Origin of the sequence: Candidatus Burkholderia verschuerenii, from assembly GCF_001189365.1 — a bacterium.
Lineage (GTDB): Bacteria > Pseudomonadota > Gammaproteobacteria > Burkholderiales > Burkholderiaceae > Caballeronia > Caballeronia verschuerenii.
The window spans coordinates 1-21,596 of record NZ_LFJJ01000084.1 but is presented as its reverse complement, the minus strand read 5'-3'; the positions used below and the strand labels follow the sequence as shown (position 1 = coordinate 21,596).

Sequence of the window (21,596 nt, the reverse complement as noted above, 5' to 3'; positions counted from 1 at the left end):
GTCGGTCGCCCTTCCGCAGTTGCGCTTCACTTCGCTCGCTGTGGTCAACTTGCCGCGCGACTTGCACCCGCAAGAGTGCGCCCATGCTGGGCGCACAAAAAGGCCGCTCCGAAGAGCGGCTTTTTTGTCATCTTGCGTGCGATATCGCGTTATCGGCTGAACAACGAACCGAGCCGCTGAACCGCCTCTTCCAGTCGATGCAGCGAGGTCGCATACGACAGCCGCATGTAGCGATCCTTCGCATGAAAGCCGAAGTCCTCGCCCAGCACCAGCACGACGCCCGCATCGTGCAGCATCGATCGGCACAGTTCCTCGCTGTTGCCCGCCGCCGCGTGATTCACGTCGGTCGTGTCGGCGTAGACGTAGAACGCGCCGTCCGGCACCACCGGCACGCCGAAGCCGAGCGTGCGCAACGCGGGCACGATGTAATCGCGCCGGCGCTTGAACTCGAGCCGCCGCGCTTCGTAGATGGCCAGCGTCTGCGGCTCGAAACAGACCAGCGCCGCATGTTGCGCCAGCGCCGACGGGCAGATGAACAGGTTCTGCGAGAGCTTTTCGACCGCGCCGATCATCGAGCGCGGCACGACCAGCCAGCCGAGCCGCCAGCCGGTCATGTTAAAGTACTTCGAAAAGCTGTTGACGGTGACGACATCCTCGCCGAAAGACAGCGCCGACACCGGCTTCGCGTCGTAGCTCAAGCCCTGATAAATCTCGTCGACGATGGTAAAGCCGCCGCGCGCCCGCACGCTCTCGACGATGCGATGCAACTCCTGCGGCTCGATCGACGTGCCCGTCGGATTCGACGGCGACGCCAGCAGCACGCCGCGCGTTTTCGCGTTCCCAGTGTTCCTCGACGTGATCCGCCGTCAGCTGAAAGCGCTCGTCGGGACCGCTCGGAATCAGCACGGGTTTGCCGTCCGCCGCCGACACGAAATGCCGGTTGCACGGATAGCACGGATCGGGCATCAGCACTTCGTCGCCGTGATCGACGAGCGCCATGCACGCCAGCAGCAGCGCCGCCGATGCGCCCGCCGTCACCACGACGCGCTCAGGCTCGATCGTCAGACCGAAGGTATCGAGATAATGCCGCGCGATGGCTTCGCGCAGCGGCTGGATGCCGAGCGCGTTCGTATACTGCGTGACGCCGCGCGTGAGGGCATCGGCCGCGGCGCGCGTGACCGGCTCCGGCGCCGTGAAATCCGGCTCGCCGATGCTCATATGGATGACGTCGCGCCCGGCGCGTTCCAGCGCCTGCGCGTCCTTCATCAGCTCCATCACGTAGAACGGCTCGATCTGGTCGACACGCGACGCGAGGCGGATCAGCGGTTCCGAGGCGTGGTTCATATCAATGACGGCCGCGCGCCTGCGCTTCGGTCGGACGCAATGCGACGGCGAGCTTGTCCAGCACGCCGTTGACGTACTTGTAGCCGTCCGATCCGCCGAAAGTCTTGGTCAGTTCGACCGCTTCGTTGATCACGACGCGATACGGCACATCGATGTGATGCTTGAACTCGAACGCCGCGACCAGCAGCACTGCGCGCTCAACCGGCGACAGTTGTTCGATCGGCCGATCGAGACACGGCTGCAAGGCCACGGACAATTCGTCCGATTCCTTGATCACGCCATGCAGGATGGCGTTGAGATGTTCCTGATCGGCCTTGTCGAAACCTTGCGTGCCGCGCAGTTGCGCGTCGATCTCGCCGCCGGGCGCACCCGACAGCAACCATTGGTAAAGCCCTTGCGTCACGAGTTCGCGCGAACGGCGGCGTGCGCTCTTCATGCACGGTCCTCGTCTTCTTCGTCTTCATCTTCGTCGTCGCCGCCCAACTGCTCGAGCGCGACCGACAGATTCGCCATTTCCACCGCCACGCGCGCGGCGTCGCGGCCCTTTTCCGTCATGCGGGCGACGGCCTGTTCTTCGTTTTCGGTGGTCAGCACGGCGTTGGCGACCGGAATGCCGAAGTCGAGCGCGATACGCGAGATGCCCGCGCCGTTCTCGTTCGACACGAGTTCGAAGTGATACGTCTCGCCGCGCACGACCGCGCCGAGCGCAATCAGCGCATCGAACTGGCCGGATTCCGCGAGCTTTTGCAGCGCAAGCGGAATTTCCAGCGCGCCGGGGACGGTGACGAGCAGCACGTCCTCGCCGATCACGCCGAGGCGCTCGAGCTCTTCGATGCATGCATCTGCCAGGCCGTTGCACACCGGTTCGTTGAAGCGTGACTGCACGATGCCGATGCGCAGACCGTCACCGTCGAGATTCGGCTGATATTGTCCGATTTCCATTGATTGATTTCCGTTGGTTTGGAATGGGGTTGTCTTGTGATGACGCGGCACTCAGGCCGAACGCAGCTTGGGCGTGCCGGTGTCGGCGGGCGCTTCGGTCACGGGGCAGCCGGGCATCGGCACGAACCCGGTCACTTCCAGTCCGTAACCCGACATGCTGCCGAGCTTGCGCGGATTGGACAGCACCTGCATCTTGCCGACGCCGATATCGCGCAGAATCTGCGCGCCGATGCCGTACGTCTTGAAATCGATCGGGCGGCGCTGCAATTCGGCCGCCTTGTCCTTCTGGTCGAAGGCCTGAAACACGTCGACCAGATGTTCTTTCGTATCGCCGCAATTGAGCATGACGATCGCGCCGAGGTCGCGCGCGGCGATTTCCTTCATCGCGGCGTCGATGGTCCAGGAATGCATGGACGCATCGGTTTCCAGCAGATCCAGCACCGACAGCGGTTCGTGCACGCGCACTGGCGTCTCGCGATCCGGCGACGGCTCGCCGCGTACCAGCGCGATATGCGGCGAACGTGTCGGCTCGTCGCGATACAGGACGGCGCGGAACGGGCCGTGAGCGGTCTGCATGGTCCGTTCGCCGACTTTCTCGATGATCGATTCCGTGCGGCTGCGATAGTGGATCAGATCCGCGATGGTGCCGATCTTGATGCCGTGCTGCTCGCCGAATTCGATGAGATCGGGCAGGCGCGCCATTTCGCCGTCGTCGCGAATCACTTCGCAGATGACCGAGGCGGGCGTGAGGCCGGCGAGCGCGGCGAGATCGCAGCCGGCTTCCGTGTGACCGGCGCGCACGAGCACGCCGCCCGGCTGCGCCATGATCGGAAACACGTGGCCCGGCTGGACGATGTGCTCCGGCCGCGCGTCAGCGGCGACGGCCGCCTGAATGGTGCGGGCGCGGTCGCTGGCGGAAATGCCGGTGGTCACGCCTTCGGCTGCCTCGATGCTGACCGTGAACGCGGTGCCGTACTGCGTGCCGTTGCGCAGGGTCATCGGCGGCAGATTGAGGAGCTTGCAGCGTTCCTGCGTGAGCGTCAGGCAAATCAGGCCGCGGCCGAACTTCGCCATGAAGTTGATCGCTTCCGGCGTGATGAAATCGGCGGCCAGAATGAGATCGCCCTCGTTTTCGCGGTCTTCTTCGTCGACGAGGATCACCATTTTGCCGGCTTTCAGTTCGGCGATGATCTCTGGGGTGGAGGCGAGCGGCATGATGGCGTCCCGTGTAATCCGGTTTGGGAAAGGGCGTATTTTACGCCACGCCCGATGGACAGTCGGTGAAATCGGCGCGGCGCGCGACGGGGATTTTGCCTATGCCTTCCGGCCGAATGGCGCGCGCCCGCCGCAGTTGGGAAACTGACGACATCTCAACTTAAAAAGGCATGGATTTTGTACAATGTTCTGTACATCAATCAGTATGGAGCCGATCATGGCTTACACCGCGAAGGACATCATCCCGCTGTCGCAGGCGCGCGCGAATCTTTCCGAACTCGTCGAGGAAGTGCGCGGCGGGACGGAAAAGATCATCACGAAGAACGGCGAGAGCGCGGCGGCGCTGATCAGTACGGAGAAACTGGAGCGGTATTACCGGATGGAGAAAGCGCGCATTCATATGGTGCTGCTGAACGACGCCCAGCGCGCGCTGAAGGGCATCGGCGAGCACGGAACGGAAGATTTCGACGAGTACTTCGATCGTCTGGAAACGCGACTGGAAAAGGAGTCGGGCAAGTCGGGAGGCGGGGATCGTGACCGATGAACCCAGGCGCGTCAAAATCCGCATCTCGGGCGAATTCGACGCCCGACTCACGGAAATCGAGCGCTACCTGAACCGTGTCGAGCGGCCGGAAAGCTTTCGGCAACTGGTCAAGGCGATCCGGGAAAAAGTCGCTCCGATGCTCAAGCGCTTTCCCGCGATCGGACGCCGCGTGTTCAATACCAAGCCGGACACGGTCGATGCGCTGCTGGCAATGGAAGAACTGATGGGCATGGCGCGGAACAATGGCGACACGTTGCGCGAATACCTGTTCGACGACTACGTGCTTCTATACTGGCTATCGGAAGACGCCATCACATTTCTCTCGATCCGCCACACGCGAGAAGTCTCCTTCGAATTCCACGATCTCTGGGGCGGCGAGCCATGAGCTCGCCCCGGGCGGAGCGAACTCACGCGACACGCGCTTCACTCCGCCGTCATCATCCGCTCCACATACCGCGCGATCAGATCGATCTCCAGATTGACCTTCGCGCCCGCGCGCAAGGCCTTGAGCGTCGTCACTTCGACGGTATGCGGAATCAGGTTGATGGAAAACTCGCAGCCTTGCGCGCTGTCGCTCACCGAATTCACCGTGAGACTCACGCCGTTGACCGTCACTGAACCCTTGTAGGCCAGATATTTGCCGATATCCTTCGGCGCGACGATCCGCAATTCGTGCGACTCACCCACGCGCTCGAATTTCGACACCGTGCCCAAGCCGTCGACGTGACCCGACACGAGATGTCCGCCCAGCCGGTCGTGCGCGCGCAGCGCCTTTTCAAGATTGACTTCCGCGCCGGCATCGCCGAGGCCGACGGTCTTGTTGAGGCTTTCGCGCGATACGTCGACGTCGAACGCGGTGGATGACTTCTGGATCACCGTCATGCACGCGCCCTGAATGGCGATGCTGTCGCCGAGTTCGACATCGGCGAGATCGAGGCCGCCCGTGCCGACCGTCAGGCGCACGCCTGCTTCCGGCTCGCTGCCCAACGGCGTGACTTGTTCGATGCGGCCTACCGCCGTGACGATTCCTGTGAACATCGGATGCGTTTCCTATGACTTGGACTGTGTGCGTGATCAGCGCAGCTCGTGCGCCACATTGGCTTCGGCGAAGCGCGCGAGAATGCGCAGGTCGTCGCCGAGCCGGTCGATACGGTGAAACTTCAGATGCGGCCGCGCATCGAGCGTCTCGGGCGGCGCGAAATCGAACATGCCGGGCGCGCTGCCGAGCAGGCTCGGCGCGAGATAGATCAGCAGTTCGTCGACGCAGCCTTCGCGCATCAGCGAGCCGTTCAGCTTGTGGCCCGCCTCGACATGCAACTCGTTGATACCGCGATCGGCCAGCGCCGTGAGCATCGCGGGGAGATCGACCTTGCCGTGTTCGTTCGACAGCTCGATCAGCTCCGCGCCCTTGTCGCGCAAAGCCTCGATGCGCGCGGGATCGGCGTCGGCGGAATGGAAAATCCACGGCGGCGCGCCGTCGAGAATGCGCGCATCGAGCGGCACGTCCAGACGGCTGTCGATCAGCACGCGCTGCGGCTGACGCGGCGTGTCGACCGCGCGCACGGTCAGTTGCGGATCGTCCTCGCGCACGGTGCCGATGCCCGTCAGGATCGCGCAGGCGCGGGCGCGCCAGGCGTGGCCATCGGCGCGTGCGTCCTCGCCGGTGATCCACTGGCTTTCGCCCGACGGCAAACCGGTGCGGCCATCGAGCGTGGCCGCCGCTTTCAGGCGCACCCACGGACGACGCCGCGTCATGCGCGAGACGAAGCCGATGTTCAGTTCGAGCGCCTCGTTCGCGAGTAGCCCGCAGCGCACGTCGATGCCCGCATCGCGCAACATGGTTAGGCCGCGTCCGGAGACGGTCGGATTGGGGTCTTCCATCGCCGCGATGACCTTCTCGACGCGCGCGTCGATCAACGCATGCGCGCACGGCGGCGTGCGCCCGAAGTGGCTGCACGGCTCCAGCGACACATACGCCGTCGCGCCGCGCGGATCCTTGCCGCGCGCCCGTGCATCCTTGAGCGCCTGCACTTCGGCGTGATCCTGCCCGGCTGGCTGCGTGTAGCCCATGCCGATCACTTCGCCATTCTTGACCAGCACGCAGCCGACGCGCGGATTCGGCGTGGTCGTGTACATGCCGCGCGAGGCCAACGCCAGCGCGCGCTCCATATGCGTGAAATCGGTTTGCGAGAACATCGGCGCGGCCCGGCGTGCGCGCGTCAGGCGGCCAGCGACGCGAACGCGCCGCGCGCGGCGTCGAGCGTCGCGTCGATCACGGCGTCGTCGTGGGCGCTCGAAACGAAGCCCGCTTCGAATGCCGACGGCGCGAAGTACACGCCCGCGTCGAGCATCGCGTGGAAGAAGGCGTTGAAGCGTTTCGTGTCGCCTTGCTGGATCTGCGCGAAGCTTTCGGGCACGCGGTCCATGAAATACAGGCCGAACATGCCGCCGATCGAATCGGCGGAGAAGGGCACTTTGGCGTCGCGCGCGGCTTGCGCGAGGCCGTCGACAAGCTTGCGCGTCTGTTTGGCCAGATCGTCGTGGAAGCCGGGGCGCTGGATCAACTGCAGCGTCTTGAGACCGGCCGCGACCGCGATCGGATTGCCCGACAGCGTGCCCGCCTGATACACGCCGCCCAGCGGCACCAGGTGAGCCATGATGTCGCTGCGTCCGCCGAACGCCGCCGCCGGCATGCCGCCGCCGATGACCTTGCCCAGACACGTCAAATCCGGCTTGATGCCGTAGACCTGCTGCGCGCCGCCGAGCGCGACGCGGAAGCCGCACATCACTTCGTCGAAAATCAGCACCGAGCCGTATTCGTCGCAGCGCTCGCGCAGCGCGTTGAGGAACTCGGGCGTTGCGCGCACGAGGTTCATGTTGCCCGCAACCGGCTCGACGATCACCGACGCGATCTCGTTGCCGAACGCCTTGAAGGCTTCGTTCAGCTGCTCGACGTTGTTGTATTCGAGGACGGTCGTGTGTTTGGCGATATCCGCCGGCACGCCCGCCGACGTCGGATTGCCGAAGGTCAGCAGCCCCGAACCCGCCTTCACGAGCAGGCTATCGGCGTGACCGTGATAGCAGCCTTCGAACTTGATGATGCGGTTGCGATCGGTAAAGCCGCGCGCCAGACGCAGCGCGCTCATCGTCGCTTCGGTGCCGGAGGACACCATCCGCACCTGTTCGATCGACGGCACCAGCTTGCAGATTTCCTCGGCGATCTCGATTTCGGCCTTGGTCGGCGCGCCGAAGGAGAAGCCGTTGCCGAGCACGCGCTGCACGGCGTCGAGCACTTCCGGATGAACGTGCCCGACGATCATCGGGCCCCACGAGCCGATGTAGTCGATATAGCGCTTGCCGTCCGCGTCCCAGAAGTACGGCCCTTGCGCGCGTTCGATGAAGCGCGGCGTGCCGCCGACCGAGCGGAACGCCCGCACCGGCGAGTTCACGCCGCCGGGAATGGTGCGCTGGGCGCGTTCGAAGAGAGCTTGGTTCTTGGACATGGATGAAGGCCTGCGCTTGAAAGTGGATGCGAACCGCGTACGGCCACGCGCTGCGAAGGGCGCTGAAAAAGCGCCGCCGATACGCGGTCAGACGCAAAAACATGGCTGAAATTGTACCGGAGACGCCAGGAAGCGGCCTATTCGTCCGCACCGCGCTCAGGCCCGGCTTGCGCGCGTCGCGCCGCATGCGCTTGCGCCTTGCTCGGCTGCGGCGAGGTCGGCGGCAGGTTTGCGGCGAAAGCGGGGCCGGGACTCGGCCGCCGCCCGGTGCGTTCGGTCCAGAGCTTCTCCAGCGCGCCTTCGGCCATCGGCTTGATGACTGTGCCGGAACTTTGTGCATCCCACGTCTGCACGAAGAACGGATGCGCGCGCAATTCGTCGCGGGCGACGACCACGCGTTCGTGGGCATCGACGAGCCAGTCGTACACGAAGTCGATGCACAGCCGATAGCCGCGCTTGCTCAGCGCATCCGGCACTTCATACGGCGCGCGCGTCACGTAGCCCGATGCGAACACGCCCTTCGGCTCCTGCGTCACCCGATGCAGGAACACGCGATCGCCTGGCAGCAGGCCGCGCGCGGTGCCGCATCCCCAGACGTCGGCGACGGCAACGCCCGCGGCGACGCGTCGCGCGACATCGGGCAATTCGGGCCACGGCCACTTCTTGGGGCTCCAGATCAGCAGGAAGGCGGTCATCGGTTCGCGTCGCTTCGGTTGGGCGGAGGGCTGCGTGGAGTCTAACGCAGGGACGGATCGTCAAGATGTGTCGCTTAATGTGTCGCTTACAATGAGCGTTCGCCTCACCCGACGCACTCCACGATCTCCACTCAATGCCCGACTCCACCCGACGTCGGCCCGATGGCCGGCTGATCCTGCTGCTCGGCGCGCTCGCCGTGTGCGGCCCGCTTTCGATCGACATGTATTTACCGAGCCTGCCCGCGCTGGCGGCTTCGTTCGGCACCAGTCCCGCCGCCGCGCAGACCACGCTCACCAGTTTCATATTCGGCTTTTCGTTCGGCATGCTGCTGTACGGACCGCTGTCCGACGCCCACGGCAGAAGACCGGTGCTGCTCGGCGGCATCGTGCTGTATGCGATCGCGAGCATCGCGTGCGCGGCGGCGTATTCCATCGATGCGCTGGTGTTCGTGCGCTTCCTGCAGGCGCTCGGCGCGGGTGCGGCATCGGTGCTGGCGCGCGCAATCGCCCGCGACGCCCATGAACCGGGCGACGCCGCTTGCGTGCTGTCGATGCTTTCCATCGTCACGTCGATCGGGCCGCTGCTCGCGCCGCTGATCGGCGGACAGTTGCTGTTGTTGGGCGGCTGGCGCGTGGTGTTCGTCGTGCTGACGCTGTTCGGCGCGGCGTGCGCCGTGACCGCGTTTCTGCGCGTGCCCGAAACCTGGCCGAAGGAGAAGCGCGCGAGCGCCGCTCTGGGCAAATCGTTCGCGGCGTACGGCCATCTGCTGACCGATCCGGTGACGTGAGGCCATATGATGTGCGGCGGCATGGCGTTCGCATCGATGTTCGCGTACATCACGGCGACGCCGTTCGTCTATATCGATTACTTCCACGTCAGGCCGCAGTATTACGGGCTGCTGTTCGGGCTGAACATCGTCGGGATCATCATCGGCAATGTGATCAACACGAGGTTCGTCGGCCGGCTCGGCGCGATGAAGATCATCTCGGCGGTGTCGTTCATCAGCGTGGCGGCATCGCTGGCGGTCGCGTTCGTCGCGTTGACGGGGCTCGGCGGGCTGTGGTCGATCGTCGTGTGTCTGTTCTTCGTGGTCGGCGTGGTCGGGCTGTTGTCGGCGAACTGCACGACGGAACTGATGCATCGCTATCCGCGCAACGCGGGCGCGGCGGCCGCCGTGTTCGGCGCGATGCAACTCGCGCTCGGCGCGCTGGCGAGTCTCGCCGTCGGCGTGTTCCACGATGTTTCGCCGCACGGCATGGGTATCGTGATCGGCGTGTGCGGCGTGTTGACCTTCGCGGGGCGCACGCTGGTATTGCGATCGCACGCCGCGCCGGTCAAGGTTTGAAGCGTAATGTGCCGCGCGCATAAAAAAACCTCGCACTCAGGCGAGGTTTTTAGGAAAGCGCAGCCCTGGGTCGGAGGGCATGCGCTCATGGTCGACGTTCGATCCTGGGTCAAAGGTAATCGGTTCGTGGAACAGCAGTCACTATAGACCGCGGGCCGCGCGCGCCGTATCGTCGTTTTCCTATTGACCGGCACGCTTCGCGAAAAGGATTGTTTCGCTCGTCACAACGGCCCGATGGTCGAGGCCAGAAACGTGAACGCCGCCGCTTCCGCCTGCGCGACGGCTTCCGGCTCGACGCCCGCGCCATGTCCGCCTTCGCCGGTTTCCTGATACCAGACGTTTTCATGCCCTTGCGCCTGCATCTTCGCGGCCATCTTGCGCGCGTGTCCGGGATGCACGCGGTCGTCGCACGTCGACGAGGTGAACAGCGCGGGCGGATACGCGACGTCCGCCTTCACGTTCCGATACGGCGAATACGCCATCAGATGACGCAGATCGCCTTCGTCGTCCGGATCACCGTATTCGTCGATCCACGATGCGCCTTGCAGCAGCAAGTGAAAGCGCGCCATGTCGATGAGCGGCACTTCCGACAGCACCGCGCCGAACAGTTCGGGCCGCTGCACCATGCACACCGCCGTCAGCAGGCCGCCGTTGCTGCCGCCGCGAATCGCGAGTTGTTTGGGCGATGTCACGCCCGAGTCGATCAGCGCCTGCGCCACCGCGATGAAATCGTCGAACGACACTTGCCGGTTTTCGCGCAACGCCGCCTGATGCCACGCCGGCCCAAACTCGCCGCCGCCGCGAATATTGGCGACCGCGTACAGCCCGCCGCGCTCCAGCCACGCGATGCCGGTCGTCGCGTCGTATTGCGGATCGAGCGCGACTTCGAAGCCGCCGTAGCCGTACAGCAGGCAAGGGCGCGCGGCGGTGTTCGTCTCGACGTCATGGCCGATCAGCCAGTACGGAATGCGCTCGCCGTCCAGCGCGATGGCATGGCGTCGCACGGCGGCGAGGCCGCTCGCATCGAACTGTGCGGGAAGTTGCACGAGCAGACGCCACGGCGCATCGTTCGACAGATCCGCGTAGTGCAGCGACGGCGGCATCAGAAAATGCTCGACGTGAATCAGCACGGTGTCGTCACGCTCGCCATCGATGGAATCGACCCACGACTGGCTCGCGTCGGGCAACGCGAATTCGCGCGCGTCCCATGACGCGTGGAAGTCCGCAACGGGCGGGCGCAGCAGCGTGACGCGCGGCGTGCCTTCGTCCATTTGCGAGACGATCAGCCAGTGTTTGGTGAAATCGGTGCCCGCGAGTACGCGTTGCTCGGACGGCACGAACAGCGCGGTGAACTGGCGCGAGCCGTCGAGAAACGCATCGCGCCGAATCACGGCCAGCGTGCCCGCCGCGTAACGCCGGCCGCCCGCGTTCCACTGCTTGCGCGGCGTGACGAACAGCCAGCCGTTCCAATGCTCGATGTCCGCATGCGAAGGCAGATCGTATTGCCGCCACTCGTTCGCGGCTTCGTCGAGCCAGTAATTCAGCGTGTCGTAAAACGTCACCGCGCGCGAGGCCAGATGCAGCTTTTCGATCGGATCGTAGTCGACGCCCGCCGACACATCGCGACGCGCGCCTTCGAAGACGACGGGCGCATCGGCGAGCGGCGTGCCGCGCTTCCAGCGACGCGACTGGCGCAGAAAGCCGGATGTGGTCAGCGCGGGCTTCGCGTTGACCTTGCTGTCGTCCCAACCGACGTAAACCGTATCGCGATCGATCCACGAAATATCGTGCTTGCCGACGTCGGGCAGCGCGAAGCCATCGTCGATGAAGCGTTTCGCCTCGACATCGAACTCGCGCACGATGACCGCGTCCGAGCCGCCCGGCGACAGGCTCACCAGCGCGCGGTCGTAGTCGGGATAGAGCATGTCGAAGTCGGCGAGCGCCCAGCGCGTGTCGTTGCCTTCGCGCGTGTTCAGATCGAGCGCGTCGACGTCGAGGATCGTTTCCCATTCGGGCTGGCCGTCGAGCCACGCGCGCCACGCCGTCCGGCGAACGATGCCCAGCGGATGCTCGTCGTCCTGCCAGGTGTTGTAGGCCCAGTCGCCGTAACGCGAGCACGCGACGATGCGATCCTTCGACGTGTACGCCTTTTCCAGCCGCGCGGCGAGCGCGCGCGATTCGGGCGTCTTGCCGAACGCGTTCTCGGTGCGATGGTTTTGCGCATCGACCCATGAACGGACGTGCGCGTCGTCGAGCGATTCGAGACCGATGTACGGATCGGCGTCGGCGGAAGAAGCGGGCCAGACGAGTTCGGGATGCGAAGAGAGCAGGGACATATGACGCGATGACTCGAAAAAGCAAAACGCTGATTGTGCCGCATCCGCGCGAGCGGGCTCGAAACACTCCCCAAACGAAAAAGCCGCGCACGAGGCGCGGCTTTCTCAGCGTGATGCGGGCTCGACGTATCAGGCCAGCCGTTCTTCCGTCTTCGGATCGAACAGCACGGCTTTCGACACGTCGAACAACAGCGTCATGTTCGACAAAGGCTGCGGATTCGATGCCGGGTGAACACGCGACACCACGCGCTTGCCGTTGACCTGCGCGAACACCAGCGTATCCGGGCCGGTCGGCTCGATCACGTCGACGCGGACTTCGATCGGCTGCAGGCTCGCGTCCTCGACGTTGTGCGCGCTGCGCGAATCGGTAATGCGCTCGGGGCGCAGGCCGAGCACGACTTCCTGCCCGACCTTGCCGCGCAGACGGTTGGCATCGAACGGAAGATTCAGCACATGCTGCTTGAGGCCGGTGTCGAGGCTCAGGCCCACGCCCGAACCCGCTTCCACCAGCTTGCCGGTGACGAAGTTCATCGGCGGCGCGCCGATGAAACCCGCGACGAACAGGTTCGCCGGCGAATCGTAGATTTCCTGCGGCGCGCCGAACTGCTGCACGATGCCGTCCTTCATGACCGCGATGCGGTCGCCGAGCGTCATCGCTTCGATCTGATCGTGCGTCACGTAGACGATGGTCGTGCCCAGACGCTGATGCAGCAGCTTGATTTCCGAACGCATCTCGATACGCAGCTTGGCGTCGAGGTTCGAGAGTGGTTCGTCGAACAGGAACATGACGGGATCGCGCGCGAGCGCACGGCCCATCGCGACGCGCTGACGCTGACCGCCCGACAACTGGCCCGGCTTGCGATCCAGCAGATGCTGAATCTGCAGCGTATCCGACACGCGATCGACGATCTTCTTCTGCTCGTCCTTCGGCACCTTGCGGATGTTGAGACCGAACGAGATGTTGTCGCGCACGCTCATGGAAGGGTAGAGCGCGTAGGACTGGAACATCATCGCGATATCGCGATCCTTCGGCGAGAGGTTATTGACCGTCTTGCCGTCGATCATGATGTCGCCCTGAGTCACGTCCTCGAGACCGGCGATCATGTTCAGCAGAGTCGACTTGCCGCAGCCCGAGCCGCCGACCAGGATCAAGAACTGACCGTCCTCAATGTCGATGTTGACGCCCTTGAGAACCGGCACCCCGTTCGGGTAGGTCTTGTACACGTCACGGATGGAAAGGCTTGCCATTGTGAATCCTCTATATCTTTCGGACGATGCCCGATTAACCCTTCACCGCGCCGGCCGTCAGCCCGCGCACGAAATAACGTCCCGCGATCATGTAGACGAGAATCGTCGGCAAGGCCGCGATGATCGCGCCCGCCATGTCGACGTTGTATTCCTTCACGCCCGTCGAGGTGTTCACGAGGTTGTTCAGCGCGACCGTGATCGGCATGGAATCCACGCCCGAAAACACGATACCGAACAGGAAGTCGTTCCAGATCTGCGTGAATTGCCAGCTCAGGCACACCATGAAGATCGGCAGCGACACCGGCAGCAGAATCTTCGTGAAGATGGTGAAGAAACCCGCGCCGTCGATGCGCGCCGCCTTCACCAGTTCGGCCGGAATGCTCACGTAGAAGTTGCGGAAGAACATCGTCGTGAACGCGATACCGTAGATCGCGTGCACCAGCACCAGACCGGTCGTCGTGTTCGACAGGCCGAGATAGCCCTGCAGACGCGCCATCGGCAGCAGAATGGCCTGGAACGGGATGAAGCAGCCGACCAGCAACATGGTGAACATGGCGTCCGCGCCGCGGAAGCGCCAGTGCGTCAGCACATAACCGTTGAACGCGCCGATGAACGACGAGATCAGCACGGCCGGAATCACCATGCGCACGGAGTTCATGAAGAACGGCTCCATGCCGTCGCAGCGCACGCCGGTACACGCGCCCGACCACGCTTTCTTCCACGGCTCGAAACTCCAGTGCGTGGGCGGCGTCAGCAGATTGCCCGTGCGAAGCTGGTCGAGATCCTTGAAGGACGTCGACAGCATCACGTAAATCGGGAACAGGAAGTACAACGCGAACAGGATCAGCACCGCATAGATGACGGCGCGGCTGATGGTCAGCTTAGGCTGCATTGCGCGTGCTCCTCGATTCCAGATACATGAGCGGCACGAGCACGGCGACGACGGTCGCGAGCATCATCATCGACGATGCGGCGCCCACGCCGAGCTGGCCCCGGTTGAACGAGAACGTGTACATGAAGATCGCGGGCAGCGACGACGACGTGCCCGGTCCGCCCGCCGTCAGCGCGACCACGAGGTCGAACGTCTTGATCGTGATGTGGCAGAGAATCAGCAGCACGGAGAAGAACACCGGGCGCATGCTCGGAATCACGATCTTGCGGTAGATGGTCGGCAGCGTCGCGCCGTCGACCTGCGCGGCCTTGAAAATTTCGGCGTCCACGCCGCGCAAACCGGCGAGGAAGAGCGCCATCACGAAGCCCGTCGATTGCCACACGGCCGCGATCACGACGCAGAAAATGGCCTTGTCCGGATCGCCCAGCCAGTTGAACGAGAAGCTCGTCCAGCCCCAGTCGTGGAAGACTTTTTCGAGGCCGAGGCCGGGATTCATGATCCACTGCCACGCGGTGCCGGTCACGATGAACGACAGCGCCATCGGGTACAAAAAGATGGCGCGCAGTGCGCCTTCGTTGCGGATCTTCTGATCGAGAAGGATCGCCAGGAACAAGCCGAGGAACACACAGATTCCGATGAACGGAATCCCGAACCAGCCGAGGTTGGCGGCGGAAGTCCACCAGACATCGTTGGCGAAAAGCTGTTTGTAGCGGTCGAAGCCGGCGAACACATAACGCGGCATGAGCCGCGATTCCGACAGCGACAAATAACCCGTGATGGCGATAAAGCCATACACGAAGACGAGCGCGATCAATACGCTGGGCGCGAGCACGAGCTTCGGAATCCAGCGATCGGCGAGCGCCGCCGACGCGGACGTGCGGCGGGGCGGGTTCTGCGGTTTCTTGTCCGCGGTGATGGAGGCAGTCACGATTCGACTCCTGGAAGATGCGCCGGCGCTTTTGTGCGTGTATTGAAGCAAAACCCGCACTGTTGGCGCGCCTTGGTGGCGGAATGGCTGTGCCTCGTAAGAAGCAAACGGCGCTTTTGATGCGACAAATTCACTTGCGTTGCTGCTCGAACGGCGCGCGTGAATGTCACGCGCGCCGTTCGCTTAAACAACCGCTGTTACTTCGTCTTCGCTGCGTTCGCGAGTGCGGCGACCGCGCTCTTCGAATCCTGCGACGAGTTCATGAACTTCGTGACGACGTCGGTCATCGCGCCGGCGACTGCATCGCCTTGCGCCATGCCGTGGGCCAGCGACGGCACATAGCCGCCCGACTTGATCGCCGTCTGTTCATCAGCGTAGGACTTCTTGGCGCAGTCGTCGAATTTGTCCATCTTCACGCCCAGACGAACCGGAATCGAACCCTTGTTCAGGCTGAACTGTTCCTGGAAATCCGGCGTCATGATGGTCTTCGCCAGCGCCAGTTGACCCGGCGTCGCGGCCTTCTGATCCTTCTGCTGGAAGAACACGAACGAGTCGACGTTGAACGTGTACGACTTGTCGGTGCCCGGAACCGGCGCGCAGATGTAATCCGTGCCCGACTTCTTGCCTGCGCCCGCGAATTCGCTCTTCGCCCAGTCGCCCATGAACTGCATGCCGGCCTTGCCGTTGATGACCATCGCCGTGGCGAGGTTCCAGTCACGTCCCGTACGGCCGCTGTCGAAGTAGCCCTGAATCTTGCGGACCGTGTCGAACACCTGAACCATCTGCGGCGAGGTCAGCGTCTTCTGATCCAGATCGACGATGGCCTTCTTATAGAAGTCCGAGCCTTGCGACAGCACGACGTCTTCCCACAGCGTCAAGTCCTGCCACGGCTGGCCGCCCATCGCGATCGGCATGATGCCCGCGGCCTTCATCTTGTCGGCGACCTGGAAGAATTCCGCCCACGTCGTCGGCGCCTTGCCGCCTGCCTTGTCGAGCGCTGCCTTGTTGATGTACAGCCAGTTCACGCGGTGCACCGAGAACGGCGCGGCGACGTAGTGGCCGTCGGCGTGGATGATCTTGTCGATTTCCGGCGGCAGGTTCTTCTTCCAATCACCCGCGACGGAATCGATCGGCACCAGCACGCCTTGCTCGGCCCATTCCTGGATCAGCGGACCCTTGATCTGCGCCGCCGACGGCGCGTTGCCCGAGATCACCTGCGTCTTCAGTGCAGTCATGGCCGCCGCGCCCGCGCCGCCCGCAACCGCGAAGTCCTTCCACTGATAGCCCTGCTTGGTCATGTCGTCCTTGAGCACGCCAACCGCTTTCGACTCGCCGCCGGACGTCCACCAGTGCAACACCGAGACCGCTTCGGCTGCCTGCACCGCCGACGCCGTTGCGCCGGACAGAAGACCTGCGACGCACAGCGCGCCCATGAGCTTACGGACTTTCATTGTTTATCTCCTCCAGATACCTGAACAGGAAACGATTGGCTTCTGACCTGCCAGAAGCATCGAGTAACGCGGTGGTTGAAAAAACGGACAAAACTGCGATGGCCGGAGATCGGCGTGCTGGCGGGGAAGGGCGAACGATGGGCGCTTGCGCGCGCGCATCGACCCTCGGGCCGGCCTGCCGACGAACGGCCGCACGGCTCTCAAGAGATGAGTGGATTGAATCGCAACAACTGTCTCCTCTTTTGATTTTTGTCCGCCGACGAACGCCGCTTTGCTTGCGCGATGAGTTCGAAGGCGAGACGCGAGGCTGCATGCATGAGGTGGCTGACGGCGCTTTCGCGATGAAAGCGGTGATCTGCCGGCTCCGTTAACATGCGGTCAGAGCACTCAGGGAAAACGCGCAAGGTCTCATTGACACCGCTTTTTTTCTCCGAATGACATTTCCTCTTGATTTGGATTGTAGTTAAACTACAATTCAGTGTCAAAAAAATTTTATCGGACTACGGCGGGTTTTCCGTACGGTCGGTCTCTTTCCGCGGCGTTTCGGCTCATCCACGTTCCCGAACCCTTGACGAGACACATGCAAAGCGATTCGAACTTCACTTTCGTTCTGTTCGGCGGCACGGGCGACCTGTCCATGCGCAAGATCCTTCCCGCGCTGTTCGAAGCGCATCGCGCGGGCATGCTCAATCCGGCCGGGCGAATCGTGTCGGTGGCGCGCGAGGCGATCGACCAAACGGAATATCGCGCGTGGGTGGAGGAGCACGTCAAGCCGCACGTTTCAAAGATCGGCGTCGACGAATCGGCGTGGCGCAGCTTTCTGGAGCGCATCCAGTATGTCGGGCTGGACCTCGGCCGCGCGGAAGACTTCGTCGTGTTACGTGACGTGCTGGCTCAATACGACGGCACGCGCGTGTTCTATCTCGCCACCAGTCCGAAACTGTTCGTGCCGATCTGCCGCGGGCTCGCGGAAGTCGGGCTGAACCTGAATTCGCGCATCGTGCTGGAAAAGCCGCTCGGCTACGACCTGAAATCGTCGAACGCCATCAACGACGCCGTCGGCGAAATCTTCCAGGAAGAACAGATCTACCGGATCGATCATTACCTCGGCAAGGAACCGGTGCAGAACCTGCTCGCGCTGCGCTTCGGCAATGCGCTGTTCGAGCCGCTGTGGCGTCGCGAATGGGTCGAGAGCATCCAGATCACGATTGCCGAGGAACTCGGCGTGGAAGCGCGCGGCGACTTCTACGATCACACCGGCGCGTTGCGCGACATGGTGCAGAACCACTTGCTGCAATTGCTTTCCATCGTGACGATGGAACCGCCGCATTCCATGGATTCCGACTCCGTGCGCGACGAGAAACTTCGCGTGCTGCGCGCACTGAAACCGATCGACGAACGCGATATCAGCCGCGTCGTGGTGCGCGGGCAGTATCACGCGGGCGTGATTCGCGGCGCGCAGGTGCCGGCGTATTCGACCGAGTCCGGCGTGAGCGCGGACAGCACCACGGAGACCTTCGTCGCGCTGAAGGTGGAAATCGAAAACTGGCGCTGGGCCGGCGTGCCATTCTTCCTGCGCACGGGCAAGCGGCTGGCGGATCGCGTGGCGGAGATCGTCGTCAACTTCCGCGCGGTGCCGCATTCGTCGCTCGGTTCCATGCCGTTGCGCGCGGGCGCGAATCGTCTGGTGATCCGCCTGCAGCCGAACGAAACCATTCGTTTGTACTGTCTCGCCAAGCAGCCCGGCGAAGGCATGAATCTCGTAAGCGTCTATCTGGACCTCGCCTTCGATCAGTTCTTCAAGGAGCGGCAGATGGAGGCGTATCAGCGCCTGCTGCTCGATGTGATCAACGGCCGGCTCGCGCTGTTCGTGCGGCGCGACGAGCAGGAAGCGGCGTGGCGCTGGGTCGAGCCGATCCTCAACGCGTGGGCGTCGTCGACTAGCAAGCCCAAGCCGTATGCGGCGGGCACCTGGGGACCGGCCGCATCGAGCGCGATGCTGGCGCAGGCGGGCACGTGCTGGGTGGAAGAAGAGAACTGATAGAAAACAGACCGTGCGCCCGAGTCGAGGCGCACGCGAAACAACAGACCGCTTCTCGCGACGGGCATCGGACGGCGCGACAAGAAAGCGGGTCGAATAACCAGGACAAGGAGGAGCAGTGATCGAGCTTCGCACATTCGACGATCCGCGCGCCCACTCGGACGCGCTGGCGCACGCCGTCAGCGATGCGCTGAAGGCGTCGCTCGCGGCCAGAGGCGCCGCCGATGCATCGGCGCAGACCGCGCATGCCACGCTCGCGGTGTCGGGCGGCACGAGCCCGAAGCCGTTTCTGCAAACGCTCTCGCGCGAATTGCTCGACTGGGCGCATATCGACGTGACGCTCGTCGACGACCGCTGGGTGCCCGAAAGCGATGCCGCCAGCAACGCGCATCTGGTGCGCGACACGCTGTTGCAGCACGCGGCCGCGGCGACGTATTTCCTGCCGCTGGTGGATACGTCGAAATCGCTCGAGACGCATGTCGCCGAACTCAACGCCGACACGCGTTATCGCCTGCCGGATGTCGTCGTGCTCGGCATGGGCGAGGACGGCCACACGGCCTCGATCTTCGCCGATGCGCCCGAGTGGGACGTCGCCATCTCGACGTCGGATCGCTATGTCGCGGTGCATCCGGGCAGCGCGCCGCATGCGCGCGTGAGCCTGTCGATGTCGGCGCTCAGGCAGGTCAGGCAGGTGTTTCTGTTCATCGCCGGTCAGAAGAAGCTCGACGTGCTCAACGCGGCGCTCGCCACCCAACAGAAGAACGCCATCTCGACGTTGGCCAACGATGAAGGAGTCAAGCTCGATGTCTACTGGTGTGCCTAACAAGTCCGCGGCCGCCGCGAACCAGCACGCCGACGGTCCGAGACTTCTCGCCGACATCGGTGGCACCAACGCGCGCTTCGCGCTGGAAACGGCGCCCGGCGAGATCGGGAATATCCGCGTGTATCCGGGAGCGGATTACCCCGGCATCGCGGAGGTGATGCAGCAGTATCTGAAGGACACGAGAGTCGGCCGCGTCAATCATGCGGCCATCGCGATCGCCAATCCGGTCGATGGCGATCACGTCAAGATGACCAATCACGACTGGAGCTTTTCGATCGAGGCGACACGCCGCGCGCTCGGCTTCGATACGCTCTTGGTCGTCAATGATTTCACCGCGCTGGCAATGGCGCTGCCCGGCTTGACCGATGCGCAGCGCGAGCAGGTCGGCGGCGGCGCGCGCCGGCAGAGCAGCGTGATCGGTCTGCTCGGGCCGGGCACGGGTCTGGGCGTGTCGGTCCTGATTCCGGCCGACGATCGCTGGATCGCGCTCGGTTCGGAAGGCGGCCACGCCACCTTCTCGCCGTTCGACGAACGCGAAGATCTGGTGATGCGCTATGCGCGTCGCAAGTTTCCGCACGTGTCGTTCGAACGCGTGTGCGCGGGGCAGGGGCTGGAGCTGATCTATCGCGCGCTTGCGGAACGCGATGCCGTGACGGTCGCCGACACCTTCTCCGCCGCCGATGTCACCACGCGCGCGCTCGCCGGCGAGGCGCTCGCGCTCGAAGCGGTCAACTGCTTCTGCGCGATCCTTGGCACCTTCGCGGGCAATATCGCGGTGACGCTGGGCGCGCTGGGCGGTATATATATCGGCGGGGGCATTGTGCTGAAACTCGGCGAACTGTTCCACAAGTCGCCGTTCCGCCAGCGGTTCGAATCGAAAGGGCGCTTTCAGCAGTATCTCGCGGGCATTCCGACGTACATCATCACGGCGGAATATCCGGCGTTTCTCGGCGTCTCGGCGATTCTCGCGGAGCAACTGTCGAACCGCGCGAACAGCGGGTCGTCGGCTGTGTTCGAGCGGATCCGGCAGATGCGCGATGCGCTGACGCCCGCCGAACGGCGCGTCGCCGATCTCGCGCTGAATCATCCGCGTTCGATCATCAACGATCCGATCATCGATATCGCGCGCAAGGCCGACGTGAGTCAGCCGACCGTGATCCGCTTCTGCCGCTCGCTCGGCTGTCAGGGGCTGTCCGACTTCAAGCTGAAGCTCGCGACGGGACTGACCGGCACGATTCCGGTGAGCCACAGCCAGGTGCATCTCGGCGACACGGCCACCGATTTCGGCGCGAAGGTGCTCGACAACACGGTGTCGGCGATTCTCCAGTTGCGCGAGCATCTGAACTTCGAGAACGTCGAGCGCGCGATCGATATCCTCAACGGCGCGCGGCGCATCGAGTTCTACGGGCTGGGGAATTCGAATATCGTCGCGCAGGACGCGCACTACAAGTTCTTCCGCTTCGGCATTCCGACCATCGCGTATGGCGACCTGTACATGCAGGCGGCGTCCGCTGCATTGCTCGGCCGTGGCGATGTGATCGTCGCCGTGTCCAAGTCGGGCCGCGCGCCGGAACTGCTGCGCGTGCTCGAAGTGGCGATGCAGCAGGGCGCGACCGTCATCGCGATCACGTCGAGCAACACGCCGCTCGCCAAGCGCGCGACGGTGGCGCTGGAGACGGATCACATCGAGATTCGCGAGTCGCAACTGTCGATGATTTCGCGCATCCTGCATCTCGTGATCATCGATATCCTCGCGGTCGGCGTGGCGATCCGCCGCGCCGCGCCGCAGCCGGGCTCGAAGCTGAGCGAGACGGTAGCGAAGGCGCGCTGGTCCGGCGACGACGATGCCGCCGCCGTGCTCGACTGGCTGAGCCACGGAGCATCGGGTAACGCGAAAGAGTAAAAGCAATTAGAAAAGAGCCGCCGATTGCGAAATCGGCGGCTCTTTTCTTTGGTGCGTCGCGTCGATCAGAACGAGTGCTGAATGCCCGCGTACACGCCCGTCTGACTGTGGCCCGGAATCGGATTGTCCGTCGAGGCCGTGTTGCCGTAGTTGTTGGCGTTCAGGCCGTAGTTGGCCGTCTTGCTGTTCTGCACGGTCGCGATCTGCATATCCACCAGCGTGCGCTTCGACAGGTTATACGAGCCGCCGACCGAGTAGATAGTCGGCCCTTCAGAATTAGTCGAAGTCAAGGGTGGCAAGGGGCCGCCGGAAGATCGTGTTTCCCAGAACTCCCAGAAGCAATATTGATCTGAATGGTTTCCTGGGAGTTTGGAACTTCGCCGAT

At 63.7% G+C, this 21,596-nt stretch carries 17 protein-coding genes and 3 pseudogenes; 6 read left to right on the top strand and 14 right to left on the bottom strand.

The annotated features are described in order from the left end of the window. Positions 1-149: 149 nt before the first annotated feature. The 4 genes and pseudogenes from BVER_RS15530 to ribBA all read right to left on the bottom strand — a co-directional run bounded on the left by BVER_RS15530 (position 150) and on the right by ribBA (position 3,501). Positions 150-1,344: pseudogene (locus tag BVER_RS15530) on the bottom strand (pyridoxal phosphate-dependent aminotransferase). 1 nt (position 1,345) lies between these two features. Next, complete coding sequence (gene nusB, locus BVER_RS15525; RefSeq protein ID WP_050454086.1) at positions 1,346-1,780, bottom strand: transcription antitermination factor NusB; 435 nt, start codon at positions 1,778-1,780, stop codon at positions 1,346-1,348. Further along, a complete protein-coding gene (gene ribH, locus BVER_RS15520; RefSeq protein WP_050454085.1) occupies positions 1,777-2,286 on the bottom strand; it encodes a 6,7-dimethyl-8-ribityllumazine synthase in 510 nt (169 codons plus the stop codon). The genes nusB and ribH overlap by 4 nt, the downstream gene beginning before the upstream one ends. Positions 2,287-2,337: 51 nt before the next feature. Next, the gene (gene ribBA / locus BVER_RS15515) at positions 2,338-3,501 is read right to left on the bottom strand and encodes a bifunctional 3,4-dihydroxy-2-butanone-4-phosphate synthase/GTP cyclohydrolase II (RefSeq protein ID WP_050454084.1); all 1,164 of its coding nucleotides are present in this window, start codon (positions 3,499-3,501) and stop codon (positions 2,338-2,340) included. Between the two features lie 217 nt (positions 3,502-3,718). Between ribBA and BVER_RS15510 the strand changes: the two genes are divergently transcribed. Next, positions 3,719-4,045, top strand: a complete 327-nt coding sequence (locus BVER_RS15510) for a type II toxin-antitoxin system Phd/YefM family antitoxin (protein ID WP_050454087.1) — start codon at positions 3,719-3,721, stop codon at positions 4,043-4,045. Next, positions 4,035-4,430, top strand: a complete 396-nt coding sequence (locus tag BVER_RS15505) for a type II toxin-antitoxin system RelE/ParE family toxin (protein WP_050454083.1) — start codon at positions 4,035-4,037, stop codon at positions 4,428-4,430. Before BVER_RS15510 ends, BVER_RS15505 begins: the two co-directional genes overlap by 11 nt. A 38-nt stretch (positions 4,431-4,468) precedes the next feature. Here the strand turns inward: BVER_RS15505 and BVER_RS15500 are convergent, their stop codons facing one another. The 4 genes from BVER_RS15500 to BVER_RS15485 all read right to left on the bottom strand — a co-directional run bounded on the left by BVER_RS15500 (position 4,469) and on the right by BVER_RS15485 (position 8,243). After that, positions 4,469-5,083 carry a riboflavin synthase gene (locus BVER_RS15500; protein ID WP_050454082.1) on the bottom strand — a complete coding sequence of 205 codons (615 nt, stop codon included), beginning with the start codon at positions 5,081-5,083 and terminating at the stop codon, positions 4,469-4,471. 36 nt (positions 5,084-5,119) lie between these two features. Then, a complete protein-coding gene (gene ribD, locus BVER_RS15495) occupies positions 5,120-6,241 on the bottom strand; it encodes a bifunctional diaminohydroxyphosphoribosylaminopyrimidine deaminase/5-amino-6-(5-phosphoribosylamino)uracil reductase RibD (RefSeq protein ID WP_050454081.1) in 1,122 nt (373 codons plus the stop codon). 23 nt (positions 6,242-6,264) lie between these two features. Continuing rightward, complete coding sequence (gene hemL, locus BVER_RS15490; RefSeq protein WP_050454080.1) at positions 6,265-7,548, bottom strand: glutamate-1-semialdehyde 2,1-aminomutase; 1,284 nt, start codon at positions 7,546-7,548, stop codon at positions 6,265-6,267. Positions 7,549-7,685: 137 nt separating this feature from the next. Continuing rightward, positions 7,686-8,243, bottom strand: coding sequence for a hypothetical protein (locus tag BVER_RS15485; RefSeq protein ID WP_050454079.1), 558 nt, complete (start codon positions 8,241-8,243; stop codon positions 7,686-7,688). A 134-nt stretch (positions 8,244-8,377) separates the two neighbouring features. Between BVER_RS15485 and BVER_RS15480 the strand changes: the two are divergent. Further along, positions 8,378-9,589, top strand: a pseudogene (locus BVER_RS15480) (Bcr/CflA family multidrug efflux MFS transporter). 221 nt (positions 9,590-9,810) lie between these two features. On the opposite strand, the gene BVER_RS15475 reads toward BVER_RS15480, so the two are convergent. From BVER_RS15475 to BVER_RS15455, 5 genes are all read right to left on the bottom strand, one after another. Next, positions 9,811-11,925: a prolyl oligopeptidase family serine peptidase gene (locus BVER_RS15475; protein WP_050454078.1), complete on the bottom strand. Its 2,115-nt coding sequence runs from the start codon at positions 11,923-11,925 to the stop codon at positions 9,811-9,813. A 129-nt stretch (positions 11,926-12,054) separates the two neighbouring features. After that, a complete protein-coding gene (locus BVER_RS15470) occupies positions 12,055-13,173 on the bottom strand; it encodes an ABC transporter ATP-binding protein (RefSeq protein WP_050454077.1) in 1,119 nt (372 codons plus the stop codon). A 34-nt stretch (positions 13,174-13,207) separates the two neighbouring features. Then, positions 13,208-14,065, bottom strand: coding sequence for a carbohydrate ABC transporter permease (locus BVER_RS15465; RefSeq protein WP_050454076.1), 858 nt, complete (start codon positions 14,063-14,065; stop codon positions 13,208-13,210). Beyond that, positions 14,055-14,993, bottom strand: coding sequence for a carbohydrate ABC transporter permease (locus BVER_RS15460; RefSeq protein WP_050454075.1), 939 nt, complete (start codon positions 14,991-14,993; stop codon positions 14,055-14,057). The genes BVER_RS15465 and BVER_RS15460 overlap by 11 nt, the downstream gene beginning before the upstream one ends. Before the next feature lie 197 nt (positions 14,994-15,190). Further along, a complete protein-coding gene (locus BVER_RS15455; protein ID WP_050454074.1) occupies positions 15,191-16,444 on the bottom strand; it encodes an ABC transporter substrate-binding protein in 1,254 nt (417 codons plus the stop codon). Between the two features lie 580 nt (positions 16,445-17,024). Between BVER_RS15455 and zwf the strand changes: the two genes are divergently transcribed. The 3 genes from zwf to BVER_RS15440 all read left to right on the top strand — a co-directional run bounded on the left by zwf (position 17,025) and on the right by BVER_RS15440 (position 21,211). Next, complete coding sequence (gene zwf / locus BVER_RS15450) at positions 17,025-18,485, top strand: glucose-6-phosphate dehydrogenase (RefSeq protein WP_050454073.1); 1,461 nt, start codon at positions 17,025-17,027, stop codon at positions 18,483-18,485. Between the two features lie 118 nt (positions 18,486-18,603). Next, positions 18,604-19,308, top strand: coding sequence for a 6-phosphogluconolactonase (pgl, locus tag BVER_RS15445; protein ID WP_050454072.1), 705 nt, complete (start codon positions 18,604-18,606; stop codon positions 19,306-19,308). Further along, the gene (locus BVER_RS15440; RefSeq protein ID WP_050454071.1) at positions 19,289-21,211 is read left to right on the top strand and encodes a bifunctional transcriptional regulator/glucokinase; all 1,923 of its coding nucleotides are present in this window, start codon (positions 19,289-19,291) and stop codon (positions 21,209-21,211) included. Before pgl ends, BVER_RS15440 begins: the two co-directional genes overlap by 20 nt. 65 nt (positions 21,212-21,276) lie before the next feature. Here BVER_RS15440 and BVER_RS30200 read toward each other — a convergent pair. Beyond that, a pseudogene (locus BVER_RS30200) lies at positions 21,277-21,474 on the bottom strand (porin); the annotation flags it as partial. Between the last annotated feature and the right edge of the window lie 122 nt (positions 21,475-21,596).